The following is a 22062-nucleotide window of genomic DNA, read 5'->3' on the forward strand; positions in this document are numbered from 1 at the left end:
GTGCACCACGTCGTAAGGTGGGCAGCCATCGAGCAGCGGGGGTGTGCGTGAGAGCAGGGGTGGTGCTCGACGACCGGTATGAGTTGCTCAGCAAGCTGGGTGGCGGCGGGATGGGCGACGTCTGGGAAGCGTTTGACCGCTCTATGGACCGGCCGGTGGCGGTCAAGCTCGTCCGTGATGACGGGAACGAGGAGTTGGTGTCCCGGCTGAGCCGTGAGGCCCGTGCCGCTGGGCGGCTGGTTCACCCGCACATCGTGGCTGTGCATGACCACAACAGCACCTTCGTCGCCGGTCGGCCAACGGAGTACGTGGTCATGCAGCTTGTGCCAGGCAGGTCACTGAGCGAGCTGATGGCTACCGACGGCATCCCGGAGCTGCGGCAGGCACTGCACTGGGCCGCGCAGGTCGCCCACGCCCTGGAGGCCCTGCACGCACCGGACGTGGGAATCATCCACCGCGATCTCAAGCCAGCCAACATCATGATCACCCATGGGCTGGTGAAGCTGGTCGACTTCGGTATTGTCCGAGTGATCCGCACGGATGCCGCGCCCGGCACGGATCTGACCGCCGGGCGGGCCATCGGCACGGCCCAGTACATGGCACCCGAGCAGTGCACGGGCGCAGCAGTCGATGGGCGAACGGACCTTTATGCGCTGGGCTGCCTGCTGTTCGCCATGCTCACAGGGGAGAGCCTCTTCCCCGATGAACTCGGTCACCTGCCGGTGATGTTCCGGCAGGTGCACGAGACACCGCGCACGCCGAGCAGTCTGCGGCCCGGCATCCAGCCGGCACTGGACGTCCTTGTTCTCCAGCTTCTGGCGAAGGTTCCGGAAGAACGTCCGGACAGTGCCACGGACGTCCGCAGGCGGCTCCTCGCCCTGGCCGACGCTCCCCCCACTCCCGACGCGGTACCTGCCGGTGCCGAGCAGGCATCGCGCGTCCGTACCCCAACCCTGTGGGAGGCCCCGGCCGCCGAGCCGACCACCGAGCCGGACAGCGGACGGCGTGCGACAGGTGCGCTCGCCGCCCGTCTGCAACGGGCTCTGCGGGTCGCCGAAGAGGCCAGGCAGGGTTATCGGGAAGACGCCGCTGCTGTGGTTCTCCTCGAGGAACTGATCTCCGAACTCACTGCGGAACTGGGCGCCGTCAGCACCGATGCCCTGCTCGCCCGGCAGGAGCTCGCCAACTGCCTCGACCGGTCCGGAAAGCTGTACCAAGCTGTCGAGCTGCGCAAGGAGTTGGTCGACGATCTTGTCGGCGCACACGGCCCGACCAGCACACAAGCCCTCGAAGCCCGTGCCGAGCTGGTAGCCACCCTCGACCGGGAGGGGAGCGAGAGGGATGCGATGGCCCACAGGCGCGAGCTGACTGCTGATCTCGTCCACTTGTACGGTGGGGAAGACGAGCGGGCTCTTGACGCCCGCAAGCAGCTCGCCGACGCCGCCCGGGACAGCTCTGCACACGGTGAAGCCGCAGCGGTCTGGATCGGGCTCATCCCTGATGCGGTTCGTCTCGATGGCCCCGAAAGTCAGCTGGCCGGGCATGCGGTGCAGCAGCTCCAGCAGTACATCGATGACGATCAATTCGGCGCAGGCACGCGGCTGTGGCGGGATCTCCTGCCGGATCTCACCGAAGCTCCCGCGCATCCCCGCACGCTCGCCGCTCGCGAACAGCTCGCAGATGCGGACCGCCTGAACTCGACCATGGGCGATTTCGCCGTGGCACGGCTGTGGGCTGATCTCGTCCCCGAACTGGGGCGGGTACGCGGCCCCGATGCCCCGGACACCTTGGACGCCCGCCGGAAGCTGGCCCGAGCGCAGAGCCGCTGCGGCGACGCAAGGCAGTCCGCTGTCCTCTGGCACGGTCTCGTCGCTGACCTCACCCGTGTCTACGGTGCGGACCATCCCGAGACACTCGGCGCACGCGGCGAACAGGCGCAACAGGCCCGCTGGGCGCCGTCGCGCGCCGATGCAGTGAGGCTGTGGGGGGATCTGATCCCGGATCTCGTCCGCGTCTACGGCATGGACAGTGCTGAGGCATTCGATGCCCGGGGGCGTCTCGCTCAGAGCACCGAGCGGGCCGGTGACGCCCGGGCCGCCGCAGAAATCATGCAGGAGCTCATCCGCGACCTCGCTCGCACGGCAGGCCCTGACAACCGCTCGACCCTCATTCAGTGCTACTGGCTAAGCCACGTGGAGGGCCCTGCCGACATTCGTGATGCGGTGGCAGGCGAGCTCAGGAAGCTCTACGGTGCCGCGCTGACGAGGAAGGCGCGAGCCGCCCTGCGGGGGAAGCTCTGAAGGGCCTCGAGACCAACCGGTCACGCAGGTGACCTGGCGGTGCCGTGCGAGACAGGGCGGATGTGGATGATCGCCCGGCGGGGGAAGCTCCCCGAGTCGTGAGCTGCTGGGAGCCTGACACGCGGACGCGTGACAGGCAGGGCGTGGCGGGATCAGCCCGCCACGCCCATCTCCATGTGGAAGCGCTCTTTGAGTTCGTGCAGATAGGTGTACATGTACGCCTCGCTGAGCGGGTCGCCGTCGAGGTTGGTGATGCCGAAGTCCTCATGGAGGGTGCGGGCGAGCTGGCCGGCGTTGGGGAAACGGGACTGGGTCGCGGCGAAGTCGCGGTAGGCGCGGAAGTACGCCTCCTCCCGGGGGACGCCGTCGGGGATGCCGACGGGCACATCGGTCTCGGGGACCAGTTCCGGGGCCGTTTCCGTTTCCGGTTCCGGTTCCGCCTCGGCTACGGGGTCGGGCCGGGGCTGCGGAGCCGGAGCCGGAGCCGGAGCCACGGGGTGGCCGTTGAGGGCGTCTCCCGCACCTCTGCCGAAGCCCCCGAGATCACGGTCACGGCCGGGGCCGACGGGCACCTTGACGCGCTCGGCGGCGCCGGGCGGGGCGGAGGGGGGCGGCTCCTCGGCGGCCGGTTGTCCGGCGGCCGCCGTGGGCTCCTGCCGCCCGGCTGCGGCGGCATCCCGTGCTTCCGCGCCCGCCCCGCGCTCCCAGTGGTCTCGGTTCTCCCCGCGTTCCGGGCCGCCCGTGTCCCACGGATCCGGCCCGTGCGTCGCCGGGACCGTGTGCCGCTCCACGCCTTCTTGAGCCTGCACCGGGCCGCTGGGGCCGCTGCCGGGCAGCGGTGCGGGCGCCCGCACCGCTGCGGGCACGGCCGGTGCCGGTGCCGGTATTGGTGCCAGCGGTGTTGACTGAGCTGGGCCCGGAGTTGTCGCCGGAGCCTTGATGCCTGCCGCCGCCAGCCCCGCCGGACCGGTCTCCGTCAGCGGCACCCCGTAGCGCGCCAGCCGCAGCGGCATCAGTGACTCCACGGGTGCCTTCCGCTTCCAGCGGCGCCCGTAGCGTGCGTGCAGCCTGGCCTCGTAGACGAGCCGGTCCTGCTCCATCCGGATCACCTGATCGTAGGAGCGCAGCTCCCACAGCTTCATCCGGCGCCAGAGCCGGAAGGTGGAGGGGAAGGCGAGCAGCCAGCGCGAGATGCGTACGCCGTCCATGTGCTTGTCGGCGGTGATGTCGGCGATCCGGCCGACGGCGTGCCGGGCCGCTTCGACGGCGACGACGAAGAGGAGCGGGATGACCGCGTGCATGCCGACACCGAGCGCGTCCGGCCAGGCGGCGGCGCCGTTGAAGGCGATGGTGGCGACGGTCAGCAGCCATGCCGTCTGCCGCAGCAGCGGGAAGGGGATGCGGATCCAGGTGAGCAGCAGGTCGAGCGAGAGGAGGACGACGATGCCCGCGTCGATGCCGATCGGGAAGAAGGGGGCGAAGCTGCCGAAGTCCTTCTCCTCGGCTAGATCGCGGACGGCGGCGTACGACCCGGCGAAACCGATCGCTGCGATCACGACGGCCCCGGCGACGACGACGCCGATCAGTATTCGGTGCGTACGGGTCAGTTGTACGGCCTGCACTGGACTTTTCCCCACCCCTCGGAAACCGGCGGCGCCCAGCCTGGCACACCCGCCGGGCTGCCGGGGCTGCGGAGCCCGGCGGGTGTGCCCCGCCTCAGAAGCGGGGGACCCGGTTCGTCACTTGACGGTCGCCAGGGTCTCCTTCGCCGCCTTTGCCGCCTTCTTCCGCAGGTCGTCCGCGCTGGGCTGGTCCGCGCCCTCGAAGCCGGTGCCCTCGTAGTCGATGGTGACCACGACGTTGTAGTTCCGTGTGACCGTGCGGTTGACCCGGTAGTCCTGCTTCTTCTTGGCAGTCTCGTAGCCGATCGAGACCGCTTCCTGGCCGAGGCCGCTGACCTGCTCGTCGGTGGCCTTCTTGTTGTCCTTGTCGGCCGCGACGGTGCTCACCTCCTCCTTGAGGTAGCGCTGCGCCTGCTTGTCACCGGAGCCCACCGAGGGGCCGGATTCGAAGCGCTTGAGGGAGACGGTGAGCGAACGGTAGTTGGCGTTGTTCTTGCCGTGACCGCCGCTCCACAGGCAGGAGCCGTAGCGCTGGGTGTCGGTGGAGGTGAGGTTCTTGCCCTTGACGTTGTCCGCGTTGGGCACCGTGTCCTCGACCGTGTCCTTGGGCAGGCTCTTGCACGGGTCGGGCAGCTGCTCGAACTTGGCGGGCGCCACCGTCGGTGAGGGCTTGCCGCTGGGGCTGGCCGTCGACTTGTCGTCGCCGCCGTCGTCCGAGCCTGAGGAGCATCCGGCCACCAGCAGCACGGGTGCGGCTACGGCTGCGCAGACGATCTTGCGGGCCAGGCGCGGGTCGAATGGGTGCATGGTTCCTTCGCTTCCGGGTGTTCCGGGGCTCAGCGCCCCGTGCTCAGTCGATCAGTGCTCACCGCTCACTGCTCACTGCTCGGTGTGGTGATTCCGGCTCAGTTGTCGTTGATCTTCCCGGTCAGCTGCCGGGCGAGATTCTGCGCCTGCTCCTGGAGTTCGGCGCCGTTCGGGGTGCTCCGGTCGTCGGCGACCGCCTGCGTGTACTCAACGGTGACCAGCACGTTCTCGGTCCGGAAGACGAGTGTGACGTCGCGGTGCGTGGCCCGGCCGCTCTCCGTGGTGACCACCTCGTCGTCGAGGAAGGCGGCGTCGCCGATCCCGTCGAGGTTACGGGAGGGGAGAGCCTCCTCCTGAGAGGGGGAGGGGGACCCGGGATCGCCGGTGTCGTCGAGGTCCCCGTCGTCCGAGCCGGCGTCGCCGCTCCCCCCGCTCGTGCCGGACGCCGAGTCCGGGTCCGAGCCCGGTTGCGAGCTGGCGTCCGCCTCGCCGCCGGGCTTCAGGGTGTCCGGGCCGCTGGTGCCGGAGTCCTCGCCGCTCTCGGCGGGGTCGGTGACGCTGATGCCCGCGTCGTCCGCCCGCTTGCCGTAGAGCAGCTCCGTCTGCTCGTCGTCGCTGACGGCGGGGTCATAGGAGACCACTCGTTCGAGGTCGATGGTGAGGTGGCGGCTGCCCGCGCTGCTGGCGCTGTCCCAGGTGCAGCCGACCCGCCGGTCGGTGTCGTAGGTGACCGATGCCTCGCCCTCGTACGGACTGGCGTCGGAGCTGCTGTCGGCGGATTCCGATTCCGCTTCGGATTCCGCTTCCGGAAGCATCTTCTTGAGCGTGTCCCGGCTCACCGCACCGCACGGCTCCGGGAGCGTGCGGTACTTGCCGGGTGGCGCCGCGGGTGAAGCGCTGCCGCCGCCGGGTTTGGCGTCGGTGCCGTCTTTGGAGTCCGAGGAGCCGGTACAGGCACTCAGCCCGCCGGCCAGCGCCACCGCCAGCACGGCGCTCGTGACGCACGTCCTTGCCCTCCGCCGCACCGGATGCCTCCTCGGGTTCGAAAACGTGTTGCTGCCACTGGGTGACCACGGACCACAATGTCTATCGCACGCACCGCACAGCCGTCCGGTCCGGCGACGGATATGTTGCGTGAAGTCCAGCTTTTGCCTTTGCTGTAGTTCGATGCCTGGACCGAATGAAATATCGTCTTTTTGTAGGGGGAGTGGAGTGAGATGTCGTACACCGCCGTAGCCGGTGACCGGGTGCCGATCCGTATGTGGGCCGATCCGTCCACAGTCGAGGAGTCCGCGATGCAGCAGCTGCGCAACGTCTCCACGCTGCCCTGGGTCGAGGGCGTCGCCGTCATGCCGGACGTGCACTACGGCAAGGGTGCGACGGTCGGCTCCGTCATCGCGATGCGGGGCGCGGTCTGCCCTGCGGCGGTCGGCGTGGACATCGGCTGCGGCATGTCGGCCGTGAAGACCTCGCTGACCGAGAACGACCTGCCCGGCGATCTCTCCCGGCTCCGGTCGAAGATCGAGCAGGCCATCCCGGTGGGCCGCGGCATGCATGACGCGGCGCTCGAGCCGGGCGCGGTGCACGGTCTCCCGTCGGCGGGCTGGGATGACTTCTGGGGCCGTTTCGAGGGCGTGGCCGAGGCCGTGAAGTTCCGTCAGGACCGGGCGCGGAAGCAGATGGGCACGCTGGGCAGCGGCAACCATTTCGTGGAGTTCTGCGTCGATACCCAGGGCGCGGTCTGGCTGATGCTGCACTCCGGTTCGCGGAACATCGGCAAGGAGCTGGCGGATCACCACATCGGTGTGGCCCGGAAGCTTCCGCACAACCAGGACCTGGTCGACCGCGATCTCGCGGTGTTCGTCGCCGACACCCCGCAGATGGCGGCGTACCGCCACGACCTGTTCTGGGCGCAGGAGTACGCGAAGCACAACCGCGCGCTCATGATGGGCCTGTTCCAGGATGTCGTCCGCAAGGAGTTCAAGAAGGCGCGGCCGGTCTTCGAGCCCGTCATCTCCTGCCACCACAACTACGTGGCGGAGGAGCAGTACGACGGCAAGGACCTGCTGGTCACCCGCAAGGGCGCGATCCGCGCGGGCAGCGGCGACTACGGGATCATCCCGGGCTCCATGGGCACGGGTTCGTACATCGTGCGGGGCCTGGGCAGCCGTGACTCGTTCAACTCCGCCTCGCACGGCGCGGGCCGGAGGATGAGCCGGAACGCCGCCAAGAAGCGCTTCTCCACCCGTGACCTGGAGGAGCAGACCCGCGGCGTGGAGTGCCGGAAGGACTCGGGCGTGGTGGACGAGATCCCGGGCGCGTACAAGCCGATCGAGCAGGTGATGGAGCAGCAGCGCGATCTGGTCGAGGTGGTCGCGAAGCTGAAGCAGGTCATCTGCGTCAAGGGCTGAGCGGCGCACGGCTGGAGCGCACTGGTACGGCTTCACGGCAGGGGCACACGGCCACGGACGCCCCGCAGGCCCGGGCCACGGGGGACCGGGACTGCGGGGCCCCGCAGGGCGCTGTGGGGGCAGGGGGTTGGGCAGCCGGCGGGCCGCTCAACCCTCGCGGTGCACCTTGGTGTTGGACGCCTGCGCGCGCGGGCGCAGGACGAGCAGGTCGACGTTCACCCGCGGCGGCCGGGTCACCGCCCAGTCGACGGTGTCGGCGACATCGTCCGCGGTCAGCGGCTCGGCCACGCCCGCGTACACCTTGGACGCCTTCGCCTCGTCGCCGCGGAAGCGGTTGAGGGCGAACTCGTCCGTCTTGACCATGCCGGGCGCGATCTCCACGATGCGCACCGGCTTGCCGCACAGTTCCAGGCGGAGCGTCTCGGTCAGTACGTGCGCGCCGTGCTTGGCGGCGGCGTAACCGGCGCCGCCCTCGTAGGTGCCGTGCCCGGCGGTCGAGGTGAGCACGACGACGGTGCCCTCGCCGGACGGTGAGGCCTCCAGCGCGGGCAGCAGCGCCTGCGTCATGTGGAGCACGCCCAGCACGTTCACCTCGTACATCCGCTGCCAGTCGGCCGGGTCCGCGGAACTGACCGGGTCGGTCCCGAGGGCGCCGCCCGCGTTGTTGACCAGGACGTCGCAGCGGTCGAGACCGGCAGCGAAGGCGTCCACGGCGGGCCGGTCGGTGACATCGAGGGCGTACGGGACGGCCTCGTGCCCGGCTTCGGTGAGTTCGGCGGCCAGCGCCTCGACGCGGTCGGCGCGGCGGGCGGTGAGCACCACCCGGAAGCCGGAGGCGGCCAGCCGCCGCGCGGTGGCGGCGCCGATCCCGCTGCTGGCTCCGGTGATGACTGCGGTGCGAGTGGTCATGACAGCAGCGTACGTCCCGTCTCGCGTGGCCAACACGGCCGTACGAGAGGGCCGTACGAGAGGGCCGGACGAGCCGGACGAGGGGCCGGGGCGACCGCCCTCAGCCGCTCCGGGGCCCGTACATGATCAGTCCGACGCCGGCCAGGCAGATCAGCGCGCCCAGTACGTCCCAGCGGTCCGGGCGGAAGCCGTCCGCCACCATGGCCCAGGTGAGCGATCCGGCCACGAACACCCCGCCGTAGGCCGCGAGGACCCTGCCGAAGTGGGCGTCCGGCTGCAGCGTGGCCACGAAGCCGTAGGCGCCCAGCGCCACTACTCCGGCACCGATCCAGATCCAGCCGCGGTGCTCGCGGACGCCCTGCCAGACGAGCCAGGCGCCGCCGATCTCCAGAAGGGCGGCGAGGACGAAGAGCGCGATGGAGCGACCGATGAGCACGGGGGGAACGATAGGCCCGCGGCCGAGGCCGTTCGGCGGCGGCACCTCCGGAAGTGCCCTCCAAGAAGCTCTCCGGAAGCCGGAGTGCGCTGTCCCTGCGAGGCGCGCTGGAAAATGCCGCATGTCCTGAAATAAATGAGCAGTGGCTCAGGCCGGCAGCAGACCGATCCGTACATCGGTCGCTCAGGACAGGTGCGCAGGAGAGTGGCGTGGTGCATGCATCCGGCGAGATCGTGCACTTGGGGCTCCGGTCCTGTGCCGCACTCTCTCCAGCGGGGCATGAAGGAAGGGTTCCCGGAAGGTGCAGAACGAACCAGGAGAAGCAGGAGAAAAGGCGGGAAGTGGGGGCCCGGGGAACCCGGGGGGTCTGTCCGCCCGCCCCTTCGTGCCGGAGACGGACGTCGTGGTCTTCGGGGTCACCGCGGCGCTGACGCTCGCCTTCATCGTCTGGGGTGCGGTTGCGACGGACTCGCTGGAGGACGTCTCCACCTCGATGCTCGACAACGTGATGGTGAACGGCGGCTGGGCCTTCGTGCTGGCGGCCTCCGGTTTCGTGCTGTTCGCGCTCTGGCTGGCCTTCAGCCGGTACGGCCGGATCACCCTCGGCACGGAGGGGGAGAAGCCGGAGTTCAGGACGGTCTCGTGGGTCGCGATGATGTTCAGCGCCGGCATGGGCATCGGTCTGATGTTCTTCGGGGTGAACGAGCCGCTCTCCCATTTCGCCGATCCTCCGCCCGGCACGGACCCCGCAGACGTCGGCGCCAAGATGGAGACGGCGATGTCGACGACGCTGTTCCACTGGACGCTGCATCCATGGGCCATCTACGCGGTGGTCGGCCTGGGCATCGCGTACAGCACCTTCCGGCGCGGCCGGCGGCAGACGATCAGCGCCGTCTTCACCCCGCTCATCGGGGAAGAGCACTCGAGGGGTGTGATGGGCCGGGCCATCGACATTCTGGCGATCCTGGCGACGCTCTTCGGCTCCGCCGCGTCGCTGGGGCTGGGAGCGCTGCAGATCGGCAGCGGTGTCGAGGAGGTCGACTGGATGTCGGAGGTGAGCACCGGTGTCCTGGTGGTCATCATCGCCGTGCTGACGGCCGCGTTCATCCTGTCTGCGGTCTCCGGTGTGGCGAGGGGTATCCAGTGGTTGTCCAACATCAACATGGTGCTGGCCGCGCTGCTGGTGGTCTTCCTCTTCTCGGTCGGCCCGACGGTGCTGATCCTCGACCTGCTGCCGACATCGGTCGGGTCCTACTTCGGGGACTTCGCCAAACTCGCCGCCCGTTCGGAGGCCAGCAGCGGTGAGGGGATCGAGGAGTGGCTGTCCAGCTGGACGGTTTTCTACTGGGCCTGGTGGATCTCCTGGACGCCGTTCGTCGGCATGTTCATCGCCCGCATCAGCCGGGGCCGCACGATCCGGCAGTTCGTGGGCGGGGTCATCCTGGTGCCGAGCGTCGTCAGCCTGATCTGGTTCGCGATCTTCGGCGGCACCGCGATGCGGCTGGAGTCCGAGGGCGCCGGGCTCACGGACGAGTCGACGGCCGAGGGCCAGCTCTTCGCCGTACTCCGCGAGTACCCGCTGGCCAGCGCGGCGAGCCTGGTCGTGATGATCCTGGTCGCCATCTTCTTCGTCTCCGGTGCGGACGCGGCTTCGATCGTGATGGGCACGCTTTCGCAGAAGGGCACACTGGAGCCGAGCCGTGTGGTTGTCATCTTCTGGGGTGTTCTGACCGGTGCCGTTGCCGCCATTATGCTGTTGGTCGGCGGCGGCGGAGACACCGCGCTGACCGGCCTCCAGAACCTCACCATCCTGGTGGCGGTGCCGTTCATGCTGGTCATGATCGGGCTGTGCGGGGCGCTGATGCGTGATCTGCGCAGTGATGCGCTGATCCTGCGCGGTGAGCGTGGTGACGAGGCTGTCGAGACGGCGGTCATCGCCGGGCAGGATCAGTACGGCGGCGATTTCGAGATCCGGATCGGCCCGGGGTCCGACGTCGACTTCACCGCGCTGCGGCATCGCGCGGACGAGGCTGAGCAGGGGCCGGACTCCTGACAGCGCGGCTCCATATGTACGTAATGTGCTCGTGATGTCGCCATGGGTGTCACCGCGTGGCGGTGTCGAGACGATTTCGTGATGAGTGACTTTGCGAGACACGGGCAGGTGCAGCAGTCGGCCGAGTCGTCCCGATGAGCCTTGGCACCACGCCCCATATACCCCATAGCGAAGGAAACGAGTACGTGGCTGCGCAATCCACGGCGAAGTCGCCGAGTGAGGAACCAAGCTCCAAGCCGCCGATAACCAAGGCGCCATCGATCGCGCCCCGCGTGTTCTGGCCAGCGGCTCTGATCATCCTGGGCTTCGTGCTGTATGCCGTGATCGGCCAGGAGACGGCGGCCGATCATGTCCAGACCGTGCAGGACGAGATCGTCGGCAATCTGAGCTGGTTCTACATGGCTCTCGTGTCGCTCTTTGTCATCTTTGTGCTCTGGGTCGGTATCGGCCGCTTCGGCGACATCAGGCTGGGCAAGGACAACGAGAAGCCCGAGTTCAGCACCCTCTCGTGGCTGGCGATGCTCTTCGCCGCCGGTATGGGCATCGGCCTGGTCTTCTGGGGCGTTGCCGAGCCGCTGAACTTCTTCGACGCCCCCATGCCGGGCACCGGTGAGAGTGATCCGGAGAAGGCGCAGTTCGCCATGGTGCGGACGTTCCTGCACTGGGGCATCCACCCGTGGGCCATCTACGTCGTCGTGGGCCTCGCCGTCGCGTACTCCGTGCACCGCAAGGGGCGCCCCGTCTCCATCCGCTGGGCGCTGGAGCCGCTCTTCGGTGACCGGGTGAAGGGTGTCTGGGGCGACGTCGTCGACGTCATCGCCATCGTCGGCACCCTCTTCGGTGTCGCGACCTCGCTCGGCTTCGGCGTGATGCAGGTCGCCAGCGGGATGCACTTCCTGGACTGGGTCGACGATCCGAGCAGCAAGACCCTGCTGGTGATCCTGATCGCCTGCATCACCGCCATCGCGACCCTCTCCGTGGTCAGCGGTATCGGCAAGGGCATCAAGTGGCTGTCCAACATCAACATGGGCCTCGCCGCCGCCATCATGATCTTCGTGATCATCGCGGGTCCGACGCTGTTCATCGCCAACGGCATGACCGAGAGCACCGGCGCGTACCTGCAGGAAGTCGCTCGCATGAGCTTCGACACGGGTGCCACCCACGGTGACGAGGGAACCAGCTGGGTCAACGGCTGGACGGTCTTCTACTGGGGCTGGTGGATCTCCTGGGCGCCCTTCGTCGGCATCTTCATCGCACGCATCTCGCGCGGCCGTACCGTCCGTGAGTTCGTCTGCGGCGTGATGCTGGTGCCCACCCTGCTGACCTTCGTCTGGTTCGCCGTCTTCGGCGGCACAGCGCTTCAGCAGCAGATGAACGGCGAACACGACTACACGAAGGACGGCGTCAGCACGAACAACGCCCTCTTCGAGATGCTGGACACGCTGCCGGGCGGTACGTTCGTCGCCGGTGTGGCGATCCTGCTGATCGTGCTGTTCTTCGTCACCTCCTCCGACTCCGGCTCGTACGTGGTCGACATGCTGGCCTCCGGCGGCGACCCCAACCCGCCGATCTGGAGCCGGGTGTTCTGGGCTCTCGCGGAAGGGGCCGTGGCGATCGCGCTGCTGCTGGCGTCCGGATCCGGGGATACCGCCTCGCTCGACACGCTCAAGACGGCTGCGATCGTGATCGCGTTCCCGTTCAGCATCGTGATGATCGGGTTGTGCATCGCGACGCTGAAGTCCTTCCGCGAGGAGCGGAAGGCCTATCTGGAGGCGAAGCAGCGGAAGGAGCAGGAGCGGCTTGTCGACGAGACCGTCGCCGTGATCGAGGAAGGGTTCGACAACGGGACCATTCCGAGTGGCGGCGGGAACACGGACGACGACGGTGGGTCCGACCTTCTCACCAAGCCGAAACCCTGACCACGGCATAGACGCAAGCGATCACTGAGAGTCCTGCTCCCCACCGGGGGCGGGACTCTCGTGCGTGGTGCGTCCGCAGGCGGGGAAGGTGCTGGCATTACATACCCCCTGGGGGTAATCTTCTTGTCGTGAGCCGCCCGCCGGGCGGGTTGTCGCCAAGGAGGACTGCCATGAACAACGGCCTGAAGATCGCGGCGTTCGCCGCCGCCCTCGCCGCCACCTTCGGCGCCGCGTATGGCGTCGGGAACGGCGTGGGCCCCGTCGACGCGGAGCCCGCCGGGTACACGGGGCACAAGGAGCACCAGAAGCAGAGGGACGGCGGGGGCGGTGAGGGCAACGGCGGCGCCGAGGCGGGCCTTCCCGGTGGCCTCCAGGTCTCCGAGGGCGGCTACCGGCTCGACCTGATGACCCGGAGCGCCGAGGAGGACCGGAGCAGTTCACTCCGATTCCGGGTCCTCGATCAGCAGGGGCGCAAGGTCACCGCGTACCAGAAGGAGCATGGCAAGGAGCTGCACCTGATCCTGGCCTCCCGCGACCTTTCCACCTACCGCCACCTGCACCCGAGCCGGGCCGAGGACGGCACCTGGAGCACTCCGGTCAAGCTGCCCAAGGCGGGCGACTACCGCGTCTTCGCCGACTTCACCCCCGACGCGAAGGGCGCACGCAACCTCACCCTCGGCGCCGATCTGGCGGTATCCGGCTCCTACCAGCCGGAGACCCTGCCGAAGCCGGACCGGACGGCGGAGGTCGACGGCTACACCGTCACCCTCGACGGCGGGCTGCGCCCCGGCGCCGCCCGTGAGCTGACCCTCAAGGTCGCCAAGGACGGCCGTCCGGTCACCGACCTTCAGCCCTACCTCGGCGCCTACGGCCACCTGGTGGCCCTTCGGGACGGAGACCTCGCCTACCTCCACGTCCACCCCGGCGGTGAGATCGGGGACGACTCCGTACGGCCCGGCCCCGAGGTGTCCTTCAGTGCCACCGCCCCGAGCGCGGGCAGCTACCGGCTCTTCCTCGACTTCCGGCACGAGGGGAAGGTGCGCACCGCCGCCTTCACCGTCACCGCCGACGGCGCGGCCGACAAGCCCGCACCCGACGACAAGCCCGAGCCGAATCCCGAGGCCGACCCCGGGCACCAGCACTAAGAGCCGCTAACAGAATGGGCGGTCGGCTTGCGACGCCTGGCACGCGCGCTCGCCGCGTTGTCGGAGTCGTCCATGTACGCCCAGTACGAGGACGCCCCTCCGCCTTGCGAAGCACCGCATCTGACGCCGCGCGCTGATCCACCAGGGATTACGGGGCAGCCCTCAGTAGGTGAGTGCCGCGGACCAGTCGCCGCGGCCATGACGGGTGAGGTCGAGGAGGTGCCACACCGGGCTGAGCAGGTCGATGCCCCGCTGGTCGATTTCCTCGGACATACGGGGGTGCGCCGAGTAGAAGTGGCGCACCGACCCGTCGCCGTCCCGGGTGAAAACCGACACCGTCGAATCCTGGCCGCCCCCGGCGTCCTCACTTCCCAGGTCGAATTTGAAGGTGCTCGCCCCGGCACTGAGCAGGCGCAGATTCGTCCACTTGCGGTTTCGGGCGTGTGTGCGAAGAGCGGGCAGTCCGGCCGCGGCGACGATCACCAGGTCCATATTCTGTGCGACGTGGTGGGCGATTCCGTTCAACCCGTCGATCCACATTGTGCACATGGGGCAGGGCTGGGTCTCCTGCTTTCCGTACATGAAGTGGTAAACGACCAGATCACGCTCGGACCGGGTGAACAATTCGCTCAGGCGTACGGTTTGCGCGGGAGTGTCACCGGCATTCAGGTCCGCGGGACCCTCCTCGAAGACGTAGTCGTCGACGACAGGTCCGAGCGGGAGCTTGCGGCGCAGGTCAGCGACCCGCTCGCGATGGCGCATCAGTTCGATCTCGGCTTGACGCAGCTCCTCGCGGCTGCTGAGGTATTCGGCCGTCTCCCCGGTGAGATGGGTTTGGCGCATCGCTGCCCTCCTGGACGAAGACCGGTATCAGCTGCCGCGTCAGCCCAATTGTCCGCTCGCGCGTGAGAACTCGCCAGGTGGGGACGGGAAACGCAGGCGAACCTCTGTCCGACGATTTGTCGTAGTAGTCGGACGGATACCCCTGTGGCGGATGGGTATGGCTGTGCCGGAAAGCGCCGGATCACCGCAGGAAAGCCGGGTACCACTCGTGACACAGCCTTTTGAACTGCCGGACTTCTACATGCCGTATCCGGCTCGGCTCAATCCCCATCTGCACCAGGCGCGGGCCCACGCCAAGGAATGGGCCCGTTCGATGGGGATGCTGGAGGGTTCGGGCGTCTGGGACGAGCACGACCTCGACGCGCACGACTACGCACTCCTGTGCTCCTACACCCACCCAGACTCCTCCGCCGAGGCGCTCTCGCTGGTCACCGACTGGTACGTCTGGGTCTTCTTCTTCGACGACCACTTCCTCGAGCTCTTCAAGCGGACGCAGGACCGGGAGGGCGGCAAGAGGTATCTGGACCGGCTCCCGGCGTTCATGCCGATGGATACGTCGGCAGCAACCCCGGAGCCCGAGAATCCCGTCGAGGCCGGACTCGCCGACCTGTGGGCACGGACCGTCCCGGACATGTCCATGGCCTGGCGCGAGCGGTTCGCCGAGAGCACCGAGAACCTCCTCAACGAGTCGCTGTGGGAGCTCTCCAACATCAACGCGCACCGCACGCCCAATCCGGTCGAATACATCGAGATGCGCCGCAAGGTGGGCGGAGCACCGTGGTCGGCCGGGCTGGTCGAATATGCGGCCGGCGCCGAAGTTCCGGCGGCCGTCGCCGGATCCCGGCCGCTGCGAGTCTTGCGGGACGCCTTCGCCGACGCGGTGCACCTGCGCAACGACCTGTTCTCCTACCAGCGGGAGATCGAGGAGGAGGGCGAGCTGAGCAACGGCGTCCTGGTGCTGGAGACCTTTCTGGACTGCACGACCCAGCAGGCGGCGGACACGGTCAACGAGCTGCTCACCTCAAGGCTTCAGCAGTTCGAGGACACCGCGCTCACCGAGCTCGGTCCGCTCTTCGCAGAGCAGGGCCTCGACCCCCACTCCTGCGCGGACGTCCTCAGCTACGTCAAGGGGCTCCAGGACTGGCAGGCAGGCGGCCACGAGTGGCACATGCGCTCCAGCCGCTACATGAACGGCGCCGCCGACCGCCCCGACTCCCCGGTGCCCGGCCCGGCCGGATTCTCCCTCACCCCCGTGGGCCTGGGGACCTCCGCGGCCGACATCCGGCAGCTCACCGGCCGGGCTGGCGCCGGACGGCTGCGCGCCTTCAGCCATGTCCCCTGCCAGCCGGTCGGCCCGTCGCTGCTGCCGGACTTCTTCATGCCGTTCCCCACCCGGATCAGCCCGCATCTGAAGGGCGCCCGCCGCAACATCGCCGAATGGGCCCACCGCATGGGACTGCTGGAGCCGCAGCCCGGCATCCCCGGCTCCGGCGTCTGGGACGAGGAGAAGCTCCTCGACATCGACCTCCCGCTGTGCGCCGCGGGCCTGCACCCGGACGCCTCCCCCGAGGAACTCGACCTGGGCTCGGCCTGGCTGGCCTGGGGGACCTACGGCGACGACTACTACCCGGTGGTCTTCGGACGGACCCGCGACCTGGTGGGAGCGAAGGCCGCGACCGACCGGCTCGCCGCCTTCATGCCCCTCGACTCCAGCCCGCCGCCCGCCCCCGCGAACGCGCTGGAGCGGAGCCTGGCCGACCTGTGGGTCCGCACCGCGGGCCCCATGGATGCCGTGGGCCGCCGCACCCTGCGCACGTCCCTGGAGGACATGACCGCCAGCTGGCTGTGGGAGCTGGCCAACCAGGCACAGAACCGCATCCCCGACCCCGTCGACTACATCGAGATGCGCCGCAAGACCTTCGGCTCCGACTTCACGATGAGCCTGTCGCGGCTCTCCCATGGCCGGCGGATCCCGCCGGAGATCTACCAGAGCGGTCCGATGCGGTCCCTGGAGAACGCGGCTGCCGACTACGCGGCACTGCTCAACGACTGCTTCTCCTACCAGAAGGAGATCGAGTTCGAGGGCGAGGTGCACAACGGAATCCTCGTCGTCCAGAACTTCTTCGCGTGCGACTACCCGACCGCATTGGGCATCATCCACGATCTGATGACCTCACGGATGCGGCAGTTCCAGCATGTTGCCGAGCACGAACTGCCGCTCCTCTACGACGACTTCCAGCTGGACGCCGAGGCCCGGAAGGTCCTGGACGGCTACGTGGAGGAGCTGCGCAACTGGCTCGCGGCAATCCTGAACTGGCACCGCGGCTGCCGCCGCTACCGGCAGGAGGACCTGCTGCGCCACCGAGCGAAGGAGCAGGACCCCTTCGCCGGCCCCACCGGCCTGGGCACCTCGGCCGCCCGCCTCCTGTCGCCCGGCCGACGGCGGACCACGTACGTGTGACCAGTGCTGCGCCGATGGTGGCGGCGGGCGCTGAAACCCTCGTGAAACCGCGCTGAATGCGCCCTGCCGCAACCTGTGCGGCATGACGCCAACGACACCGCACTCACTCGCCATCGCGGCCAAGGGGCTGCGCAAGGCCTACGGGGACAAGACGGTCCTCGACTGCATCGACCTGGCGGTGCCGACCGGCACGGTCTACTCGCTGCTCGGGCCGAACGGCGCGGGCAAGACCACCGTCGTCAAGATCCTCTCCACCCTCATCACCGCCGACGCCGGCGACCTGCGCGTCGGCGGCCACGACCTGGCCGCCGACCCGCAGGCGGTGCGCGCCGCGATCGGCGTCACCGGCCAGTTCTCCGCCGTCGACTGGCTGATCACGGGCGAGGAGAACATGCTCCTCATGGCGGACCTGCACCAGCTCTCCCGCAGCGAGGGCCGCCGCACGGCCGCCGAACTCCTGGAGCGCTTCGACCTCGTGGAGGCCGCGGCCAATCCCGTCTCCACCTACTCCGGCGGCATGAGGCGCCGCCTCGACCTCGCCATGACGCTGGTCGGCAAGCCGCGGATCATCTTCCTCGACGAGCCGACAACCGGCCTCGACCCGCGCAGCCGCCGCAACATGTGGGGGATCATCCGCGAGCTGGTCTCCGGCGGCGTCACCGTCTTCCTCACCACCCAGTACCTGGAGGAGGCCGACGAGCTCGCCGACCGCATCGCGGTGCTGAGCGACGGCAAGATCGCCGCCGAGGGGAGTGCCGACGAGCTGAAGCGGCTCATCCCGGGCGGGCACGTGCGCCTGCGCTTCGCCGACCCGGCCGCGTACCAGTCCGCCGCCGTCGCCCTGCGCGAGGTCACCCGCGACGACGAGGCGCTGTCGCTGCAGATCCTCAGCGACGGCAGCCAGCGCGAGCTGCGCTCCATCCTCGACTGGCTGGACTCGGCCGGCATCGAGGCGGACGAGCTGACCGTGCACATCCCCGACCTCGACGACGTGTTCTTCGCCCTGACCGGCGGAACCAACCTCCCCAACCAGCCCGCCGCGAACCAGCCCGCCGCGAACCAGCCCAGGAAGGCAGCCCGATGAGCGCCCTCTCCCTCGCCGTACGCAACTCGAACACGATGCTGCGCCGCAACCTGCTGCACGCCCGGCGCTACCCGTCCATGACCCTGAACCTGCTGCTCACGCCGATCATGATGCTGCTGCTCTTCGTCTACATCTTCGGAGACGTGATGAGCGCGGGCATCGGAGGCGGCGGCGCCGACCGCTCCGACTACATCGCCTATGTCGTCCCGGGCATCTTGATGATGACCATCGGCAGCACCGTGATCGGGGCCGCGATTTCCGTTTCCATGGACATGAACGAGGGCCTCATCGCCCGCTTCCGCACGATGGCGCTCTACCGGGGCTCTCTGCTCATCGGGCACGTCGTCGGCAGCGTGCTGCAAGTGCTCGCCAGCCAGCTCCTCGTCGGTGCCGTCGCCGTGGCCATCGGCTTCCGCTCCACGGACGCCACGGTCCTGGAGTGGCTGGCGGCGTTCGGGTTGCTCGCGCTGTTCTCCCTGGCGCTCACCTGGATCGCGGTCGGGATGGGCATGGCCAGCCCGAACCCCGAGGCGGCCAGCAACATGGCAATGCCGCTGATCCTCCTCCCGCTCATCTCGAGCGCCTTCATCCCGGCCGACACGATGCCGGGCTGGTTCCAGCCGATCGCCGAGTACCAGCCGTTCACGCCGGCCATCGAGACCCTGCGCGGCCTGCTGCTCGGCACCGAGATCGGCAACAACTGGTGGATCGCGATCGTCTGGTGCGTCGGCCTGACCGCGCTCGGCTACCGCTGGGCGACCGGGTTGTTCAACCGCGACCCGAAGTAGCCGCGATGACAGCGCGGGCCGCCTCCCGCAGCTCGTCCCGCTCCAGGGCGGCGTACGCAGACACCGCGTCTGCGTACGCCGCCCTGGCAGCGTTCCCGGCGGCTCCGACCGCCTGCCGGGCGCGGTCCGCCGACATCGTCGGCTGGTAGTCGCGCTGCGCCCGCAGCCGTTCGGCCAGCGCGATCATCCGTACGGCACCCGCGTCGCCGGAGGCGAGCCCCGCCATGCCGAGGGCGTGCAGCACCGTCCCGAACACAGGGAGCTCCATGGGCGAGCCGGACGGACCGGAGAGCAGGGCCACCAGCCCTTCCCGCAGCCGGTCGACAACCTCCGCGACCCGCTCGAGCCGGCCGGCGTGCGCGTGCGCCGTCACCGCAGCCGACTGGATCTTCAGCGCCCACCGGTCGAGGAAGGGATCACCGCTGCACATCGAGCCGGCCTCGGCCACCCCCTCCACGGCGCTGCGCCACAGGCCGAGCCCGACCTCCGTCAGTCCGCGGGCGAGCGCGATCTCGGCGCGGCCGCCGAGGTCGGCGCTGTCGGTGTCCTCCTTCTGCAGGGGGTTGACGTCCTCCGCCTGCCGCAGCCAGTACTCGGCCTCCTCGGGGTCACCGCGTTGCAGGCAGGCGAGGACGAGGCCCCAGCGGACGCCGATGGAGTCGTGCTCGTCACCGAGCCGCGGCAGCGCCTCGAGCGCCGCTCTGAGGTGCTCGTACGCGACCTCGCCCTGCTCCGTCTGCAAACACAGCTGGCTCAACCGGGAGTGGCCCATGACCTGCATGAACGGGTTGTCCACCGGCGCCAGTGCGGCGATCATCCGACGGGCCGAGGCGAGCGCGCGGTCGATGTGGTGCTCGGACTCCCAGACGTAGCTGGAGACGCACTCGGCGATGCCGGCGAGCAGCGGCTGCTCGCTGTCGCAGAGCCTCCGCAGCACGTCGTAGCAAGGAGGCAGCATCTCGGGGACGGCGCTCAGCACTGCCGCGATGGCGCGCAGCGGCGTGTCCGGCGGGGCCGGTGGCAGCCGGCGGAGGGTGACGAGCTGGCGTACGGCGTGCGGGCCGTAGCCCACGAACAGGCTCGCCGTGCACAACACCGCGGCGGCGCGGGCGACGTCGACATACTCGGGCTCGGGGCGGTAGTGCGACAGCGGCGGGCCGGTGTCCGCGGCGAGGGCGGTGAGGCGGGGGTAGCTGGAGTCGGTGGACCACAGGGCCGCGAGGACGGCGGTGAGGGCGGCGAGGGTGGGGCCGTCCGTACGGGCCAGGGCGTGCCGCAGGGCCAGCACGAGATTGTCCTGCTCGGCCCTGATCCGCTCGCCGGAGGCCCGCGGTTCCGAGCCGAAGAACCAGTCGTGATTCGCGGCCCCGAAGTCCCGCGCCCAGGCGAGGAACCGGCCGACGGCCTCCTCTTCCCCGCCCGCCTCCGCGCGCCTGGCCGCACTGAACTCCCGTATGGTCTCCAGCATCCTGAACCGCACGCCGGCCGGGGTGTCGGCGACGGTGAGCAGCGACTGATCGGCCAGCTGCTCCAGCAGCGTCAACGCGTCCGCGTCCTCGCCGAGCACGTGCTCCGCCGCCTCGCCGGAGAAGCCGCCCGGAAAAACGGACAGCGTGCGCAGCGCGGCCCTGGCGTCCTCGGCGAGCAGGTTCCAGCTCCACTCCACGACCGCGTGCAGCGTGCGGTGGCGCTCCGGCACGTCCCGCGCCCCGCCGCGCAGCAGCGCGAACCGGTCGCCGAAGCGGCGGGCGATCTCCGGCACCGAGAGCACCCGCACCCGTGCCGCTGCCAACTCCACGGCGAGCGGCAGCCCTTCGAGGTGGCGGCACAGCTCGGCCATGGCGTCCGGCGGCAGCTCCACGCCGGGCCGGGCGGCCCGGGCCCGCTGCGTGAACAGCTCGACCGAGGTGTCGAGAGCGAGTTCCGGCAGCGCGTACACCGCCTCCGAGGTGAGGCCGAGAGGTGCCCGGCTGGTGGCGAGCACCCGCAGGTCCTTCGAGGACGAGACCAGGGCCGCAGCGAGGACGGCGGCGCCCCGGACCACCTGCTCGCAGTTGTCCAGCACCAGCAGCGCCGGCCCGGAGCCGAGCACGCCGAGGATGCCGGACACCGGATCGGCCGCGGCGTGGCCGCTCATGGCGCCGGGCCGCCCGTCGCCCGCGCCCAGCGCGGAGGCCACCTCAGCGGCCACGTCCGCGTCCGCGGTGACGCCGGCGAGCGGTACGAAATACACAACGCGCTGCTCGGCCCGGCGGCTTACGGCGTGTGCGAGCCGGGTCTTGCCGAGGCCGCCGGGGCCGACGACCGTGACGGCGCGGGAGGCACGCAACAACCCCCGCACCGCCGCGATGTCCTCCTCCCGGCCCAGGAGCGGGTTCGGCTCGTGCGGCACGCCATGCCTGGCCACGGGCGCCTCGCCGCGCAGCAGCTCCTGGTGCACGGCCTGGAGCCCGGCGCCCGGGTCCGTGCCGAGTGCGTCGCGCAGCTCATGGCGGTACACCTCGTAGCGCGTCAGAGCGGCCGACGGGCCCGCCGTCGCCGCCTCGCCGCGCAGCAGCTCGGCGAGCACCTCCTCGTCACGCGGATGCCCGGCGGCGGCCGCGGCCAGCGGCCCGGCCGCCTCCGCGCGCCGCCCCAGCCGGGCGAGCGCGAGCGCCTGTGCGCGTACGAGCGTGCCGCGGACGGGTGCGCGCTCGGCGCGCAGCGCGGCCACGGGATCGTGGGTGTCACCGGCCCCGTCGGGCGTGCCCTCCCACAGCGCGAGCCCGGCCTCGGCCGCGGCCAGCGATCCCGCGTGGTCCCCGGCCCTGGCCCGGTCCGCGGCGGCGGCAGCGTGCAGCAGCAGGGCGGAGGTGTCGACCTGGTCCTCGGCGAGGGCGAGCCGGTATCCGGTCGGCGTGCTCGCGATGACGTCGGCACCCAGCTGCGCCCGCGCCCTGGACACGAGGACCTGCACCGCCTTCGCCGGCCGCTCCGGCAACTCGTCCGGCCACAGCCCTGCCACCAGCCGGTCGGTGCTGCACCCCGTGCGGATGTCGCCCGCGAGCAGCGCGAGAAGACCACGGAGCCGGGGCGCGGTGACCTCCTGCCCGCGACAGGCGACACGCGGCAGCAGGATCAATTCGGTGGTCACCCGTGCAGGTTAGCGAGACGGAGACGTCCACGGGGCGGTGGAACCCTCCCCGGCCGCTCAGCCGGCGTCACCGGCAACGGCCGCCTGTGCAACGCGGGCCCCGCCGTCATCCTGTGGTCCCCCCACTCCATCAGCCTGCGGGCGGAGCGGG

General features: G+C 69.8%; 15 protein-coding genes. 8 read left to right on the forward strand and 7 right to left on the reverse strand.

Going from position 1 to position 22062, the window contains the following annotated elements:
- Nucleotides 1-59: 59 nt before the first annotated feature.
- Nucleotides 60-2300, forward strand: a complete 2241-nt coding sequence (locus LHJ74_RS19615; RefSeq protein WP_260219413.1) for a serine/threonine-protein kinase — start codon at nucleotides 60-62, stop codon at nucleotides 2298-2300.
- Between the two features lie 152 nt (nucleotides 2301-2452).
- On the opposite strand, the gene LHJ74_RS19620 is transcribed toward LHJ74_RS19615, so the two are convergent.
- The 3 genes from LHJ74_RS19620 to LHJ74_RS19630 all read right to left on the reverse strand — a co-directional run bounded on the left by LHJ74_RS19620 (nucleotide 2453) and on the right by LHJ74_RS19630 (nucleotide 5754).
- Nucleotides 2453-3922, reverse strand: a complete 1470-nt coding sequence (locus tag LHJ74_RS19620; RefSeq protein WP_260219414.1) for a DUF2637 domain-containing protein — start codon at nucleotides 3920-3922, stop codon at nucleotides 2453-2455.
- A 117-nt stretch (nucleotides 3923-4039) separates the two neighbouring features.
- Nucleotides 4040-4729 carry a DUF3558 family protein gene (locus LHJ74_RS19625; protein ID WP_260219415.1) on the reverse strand — a complete coding sequence of 230 codons (690 nt, stop codon included), beginning with the start codon at nucleotides 4727-4729 and terminating at the stop codon, nucleotides 4040-4042.
- Between the two features lie 98 nt (nucleotides 4730-4827).
- Nucleotides 4828-5754: a hypothetical protein gene (locus LHJ74_RS19630; protein ID WP_260219416.1), complete on the reverse strand. Its 927-nt coding sequence runs from the start codon at nucleotides 5752-5754 to the stop codon at nucleotides 4828-4830.
- 192 nt (nucleotides 5755-5946) lie between these two features.
- Here LHJ74_RS19630 and LHJ74_RS19635 point away from each other — a divergent pair, with 192 nt between their 5' ends.
- Nucleotides 5947-7140, forward strand: a complete 1194-nt coding sequence (locus tag LHJ74_RS19635) for an RtcB family protein (RefSeq protein ID WP_260219417.1) — start codon at nucleotides 5947-5949, stop codon at nucleotides 7138-7140.
- Between the two features lie 147 nt (nucleotides 7141-7287).
- Here LHJ74_RS19635 and LHJ74_RS19640 read toward each other — a convergent pair whose 3' ends face one another.
- A complete protein-coding gene (locus LHJ74_RS19640) occupies nucleotides 7288-8049 on the reverse strand; it encodes an SDR family NAD(P)-dependent oxidoreductase (RefSeq protein WP_260219418.1) in 762 nt (253 codons plus the stop codon).
- A 100-nt stretch (nucleotides 8050-8149) separates the two neighbouring features.
- Nucleotides 8150-8485 carry a YnfA family protein gene (locus LHJ74_RS19645; RefSeq protein WP_260219419.1) on the reverse strand — a complete coding sequence of 112 codons (336 nt, stop codon included), beginning with the start codon at nucleotides 8483-8485 and terminating at the stop codon, nucleotides 8150-8152.
- A gap of 367 nt (nucleotides 8486-8852) precedes the next feature.
- Between LHJ74_RS19645 and LHJ74_RS19650 the strand changes: the two genes are divergently transcribed.
- The 3 genes from LHJ74_RS19650 (at nucleotide 8853) to LHJ74_RS19660 (ending at nucleotide 13602) form a co-directional block, all read left to right on the forward strand.
- Entirely contained in the window at nucleotides 8853-10538 is a 1686-nt protein-coding gene (locus LHJ74_RS19650) for a BCCT family transporter (RefSeq protein ID WP_375546787.1), read from the forward strand.
- Between the two features lie 272 nt (nucleotides 10539-10810).
- Complete coding sequence (locus LHJ74_RS19655; RefSeq protein WP_260219421.1) at nucleotides 10811-12457, forward strand: BCCT family transporter; 1647 nt, start codon at nucleotides 10811-10813, stop codon at nucleotides 12455-12457.
- Nucleotides 12458-12627: 170 nt separating this feature from the next.
- Nucleotides 12628-13602, forward strand: a complete 975-nt coding sequence (locus LHJ74_RS19660; RefSeq protein ID WP_260219422.1) for a DUF8832 domain-containing protein — start codon at nucleotides 12628-12630, stop codon at nucleotides 13600-13602.
- Between the two features lie 162 nt (nucleotides 13603-13764).
- Here LHJ74_RS19660 and LHJ74_RS19665 read toward each other — a convergent pair whose 3' ends face one another.
- Complete coding sequence (locus LHJ74_RS19665) at nucleotides 13765-14445, reverse strand: DUF899 family protein (protein WP_260219423.1); 681 nt, start codon at nucleotides 14443-14445, stop codon at nucleotides 13765-13767.
- 208 nt (nucleotides 14446-14653) lie between these two features.
- Here LHJ74_RS19665 and LHJ74_RS19670 point away from each other — a divergent pair, with 208 nt between their 5' ends.
- The 3 genes from LHJ74_RS19670 to LHJ74_RS19680 all read left to right on the forward strand — a co-directional run bounded on the left by LHJ74_RS19670 (nucleotide 14654) and on the right by LHJ74_RS19680 (nucleotide 18778).
- Nucleotides 14654-16906 carry a family 2 encapsulin nanocompartment cargo protein terpene cyclase gene (locus LHJ74_RS19670; protein WP_311203328.1) on the forward strand — a complete coding sequence of 751 codons (2253 nt, stop codon included), beginning with the start codon at nucleotides 14654-14656 and terminating at the stop codon, nucleotides 16904-16906.
- A gap of 82 nt (nucleotides 16907-16988) precedes the next feature.
- Entirely contained in the window at nucleotides 16989-17990 is a 1002-nt protein-coding gene (locus tag LHJ74_RS19675) for an ATP-binding cassette domain-containing protein (RefSeq protein ID WP_260219424.1), read from the forward strand.
- Nucleotides 17987-18778, forward strand: a complete 792-nt coding sequence (locus LHJ74_RS19680) for an ABC transporter permease (protein ID WP_260219425.1) — start codon at nucleotides 17987-17989, stop codon at nucleotides 18776-18778. Before LHJ74_RS19675 ends, LHJ74_RS19680 begins: the two co-directional genes overlap by 4 nt.
- Here LHJ74_RS19680 and LHJ74_RS19685 read toward each other — a convergent pair.
- Complete coding sequence (locus tag LHJ74_RS19685; protein WP_260219426.1) at nucleotides 18759-21911, reverse strand: ATP-binding protein; 3153 nt, start codon at nucleotides 21909-21911, stop codon at nucleotides 18759-18761. The genes LHJ74_RS19680 and LHJ74_RS19685 overlap by 20 nt on opposite strands.
- Nucleotides 21912-22062: the final 151 nt, after the last annotated feature.

It is taken from the genome of Streptomyces gossypii (assembly GCF_025165795.1).
Taxonomy (GTDB): domain Bacteria; phylum Actinomycetota; class Actinomycetes; order Streptomycetales; family Streptomycetaceae; genus Streptomyces; species Streptomyces gossypii.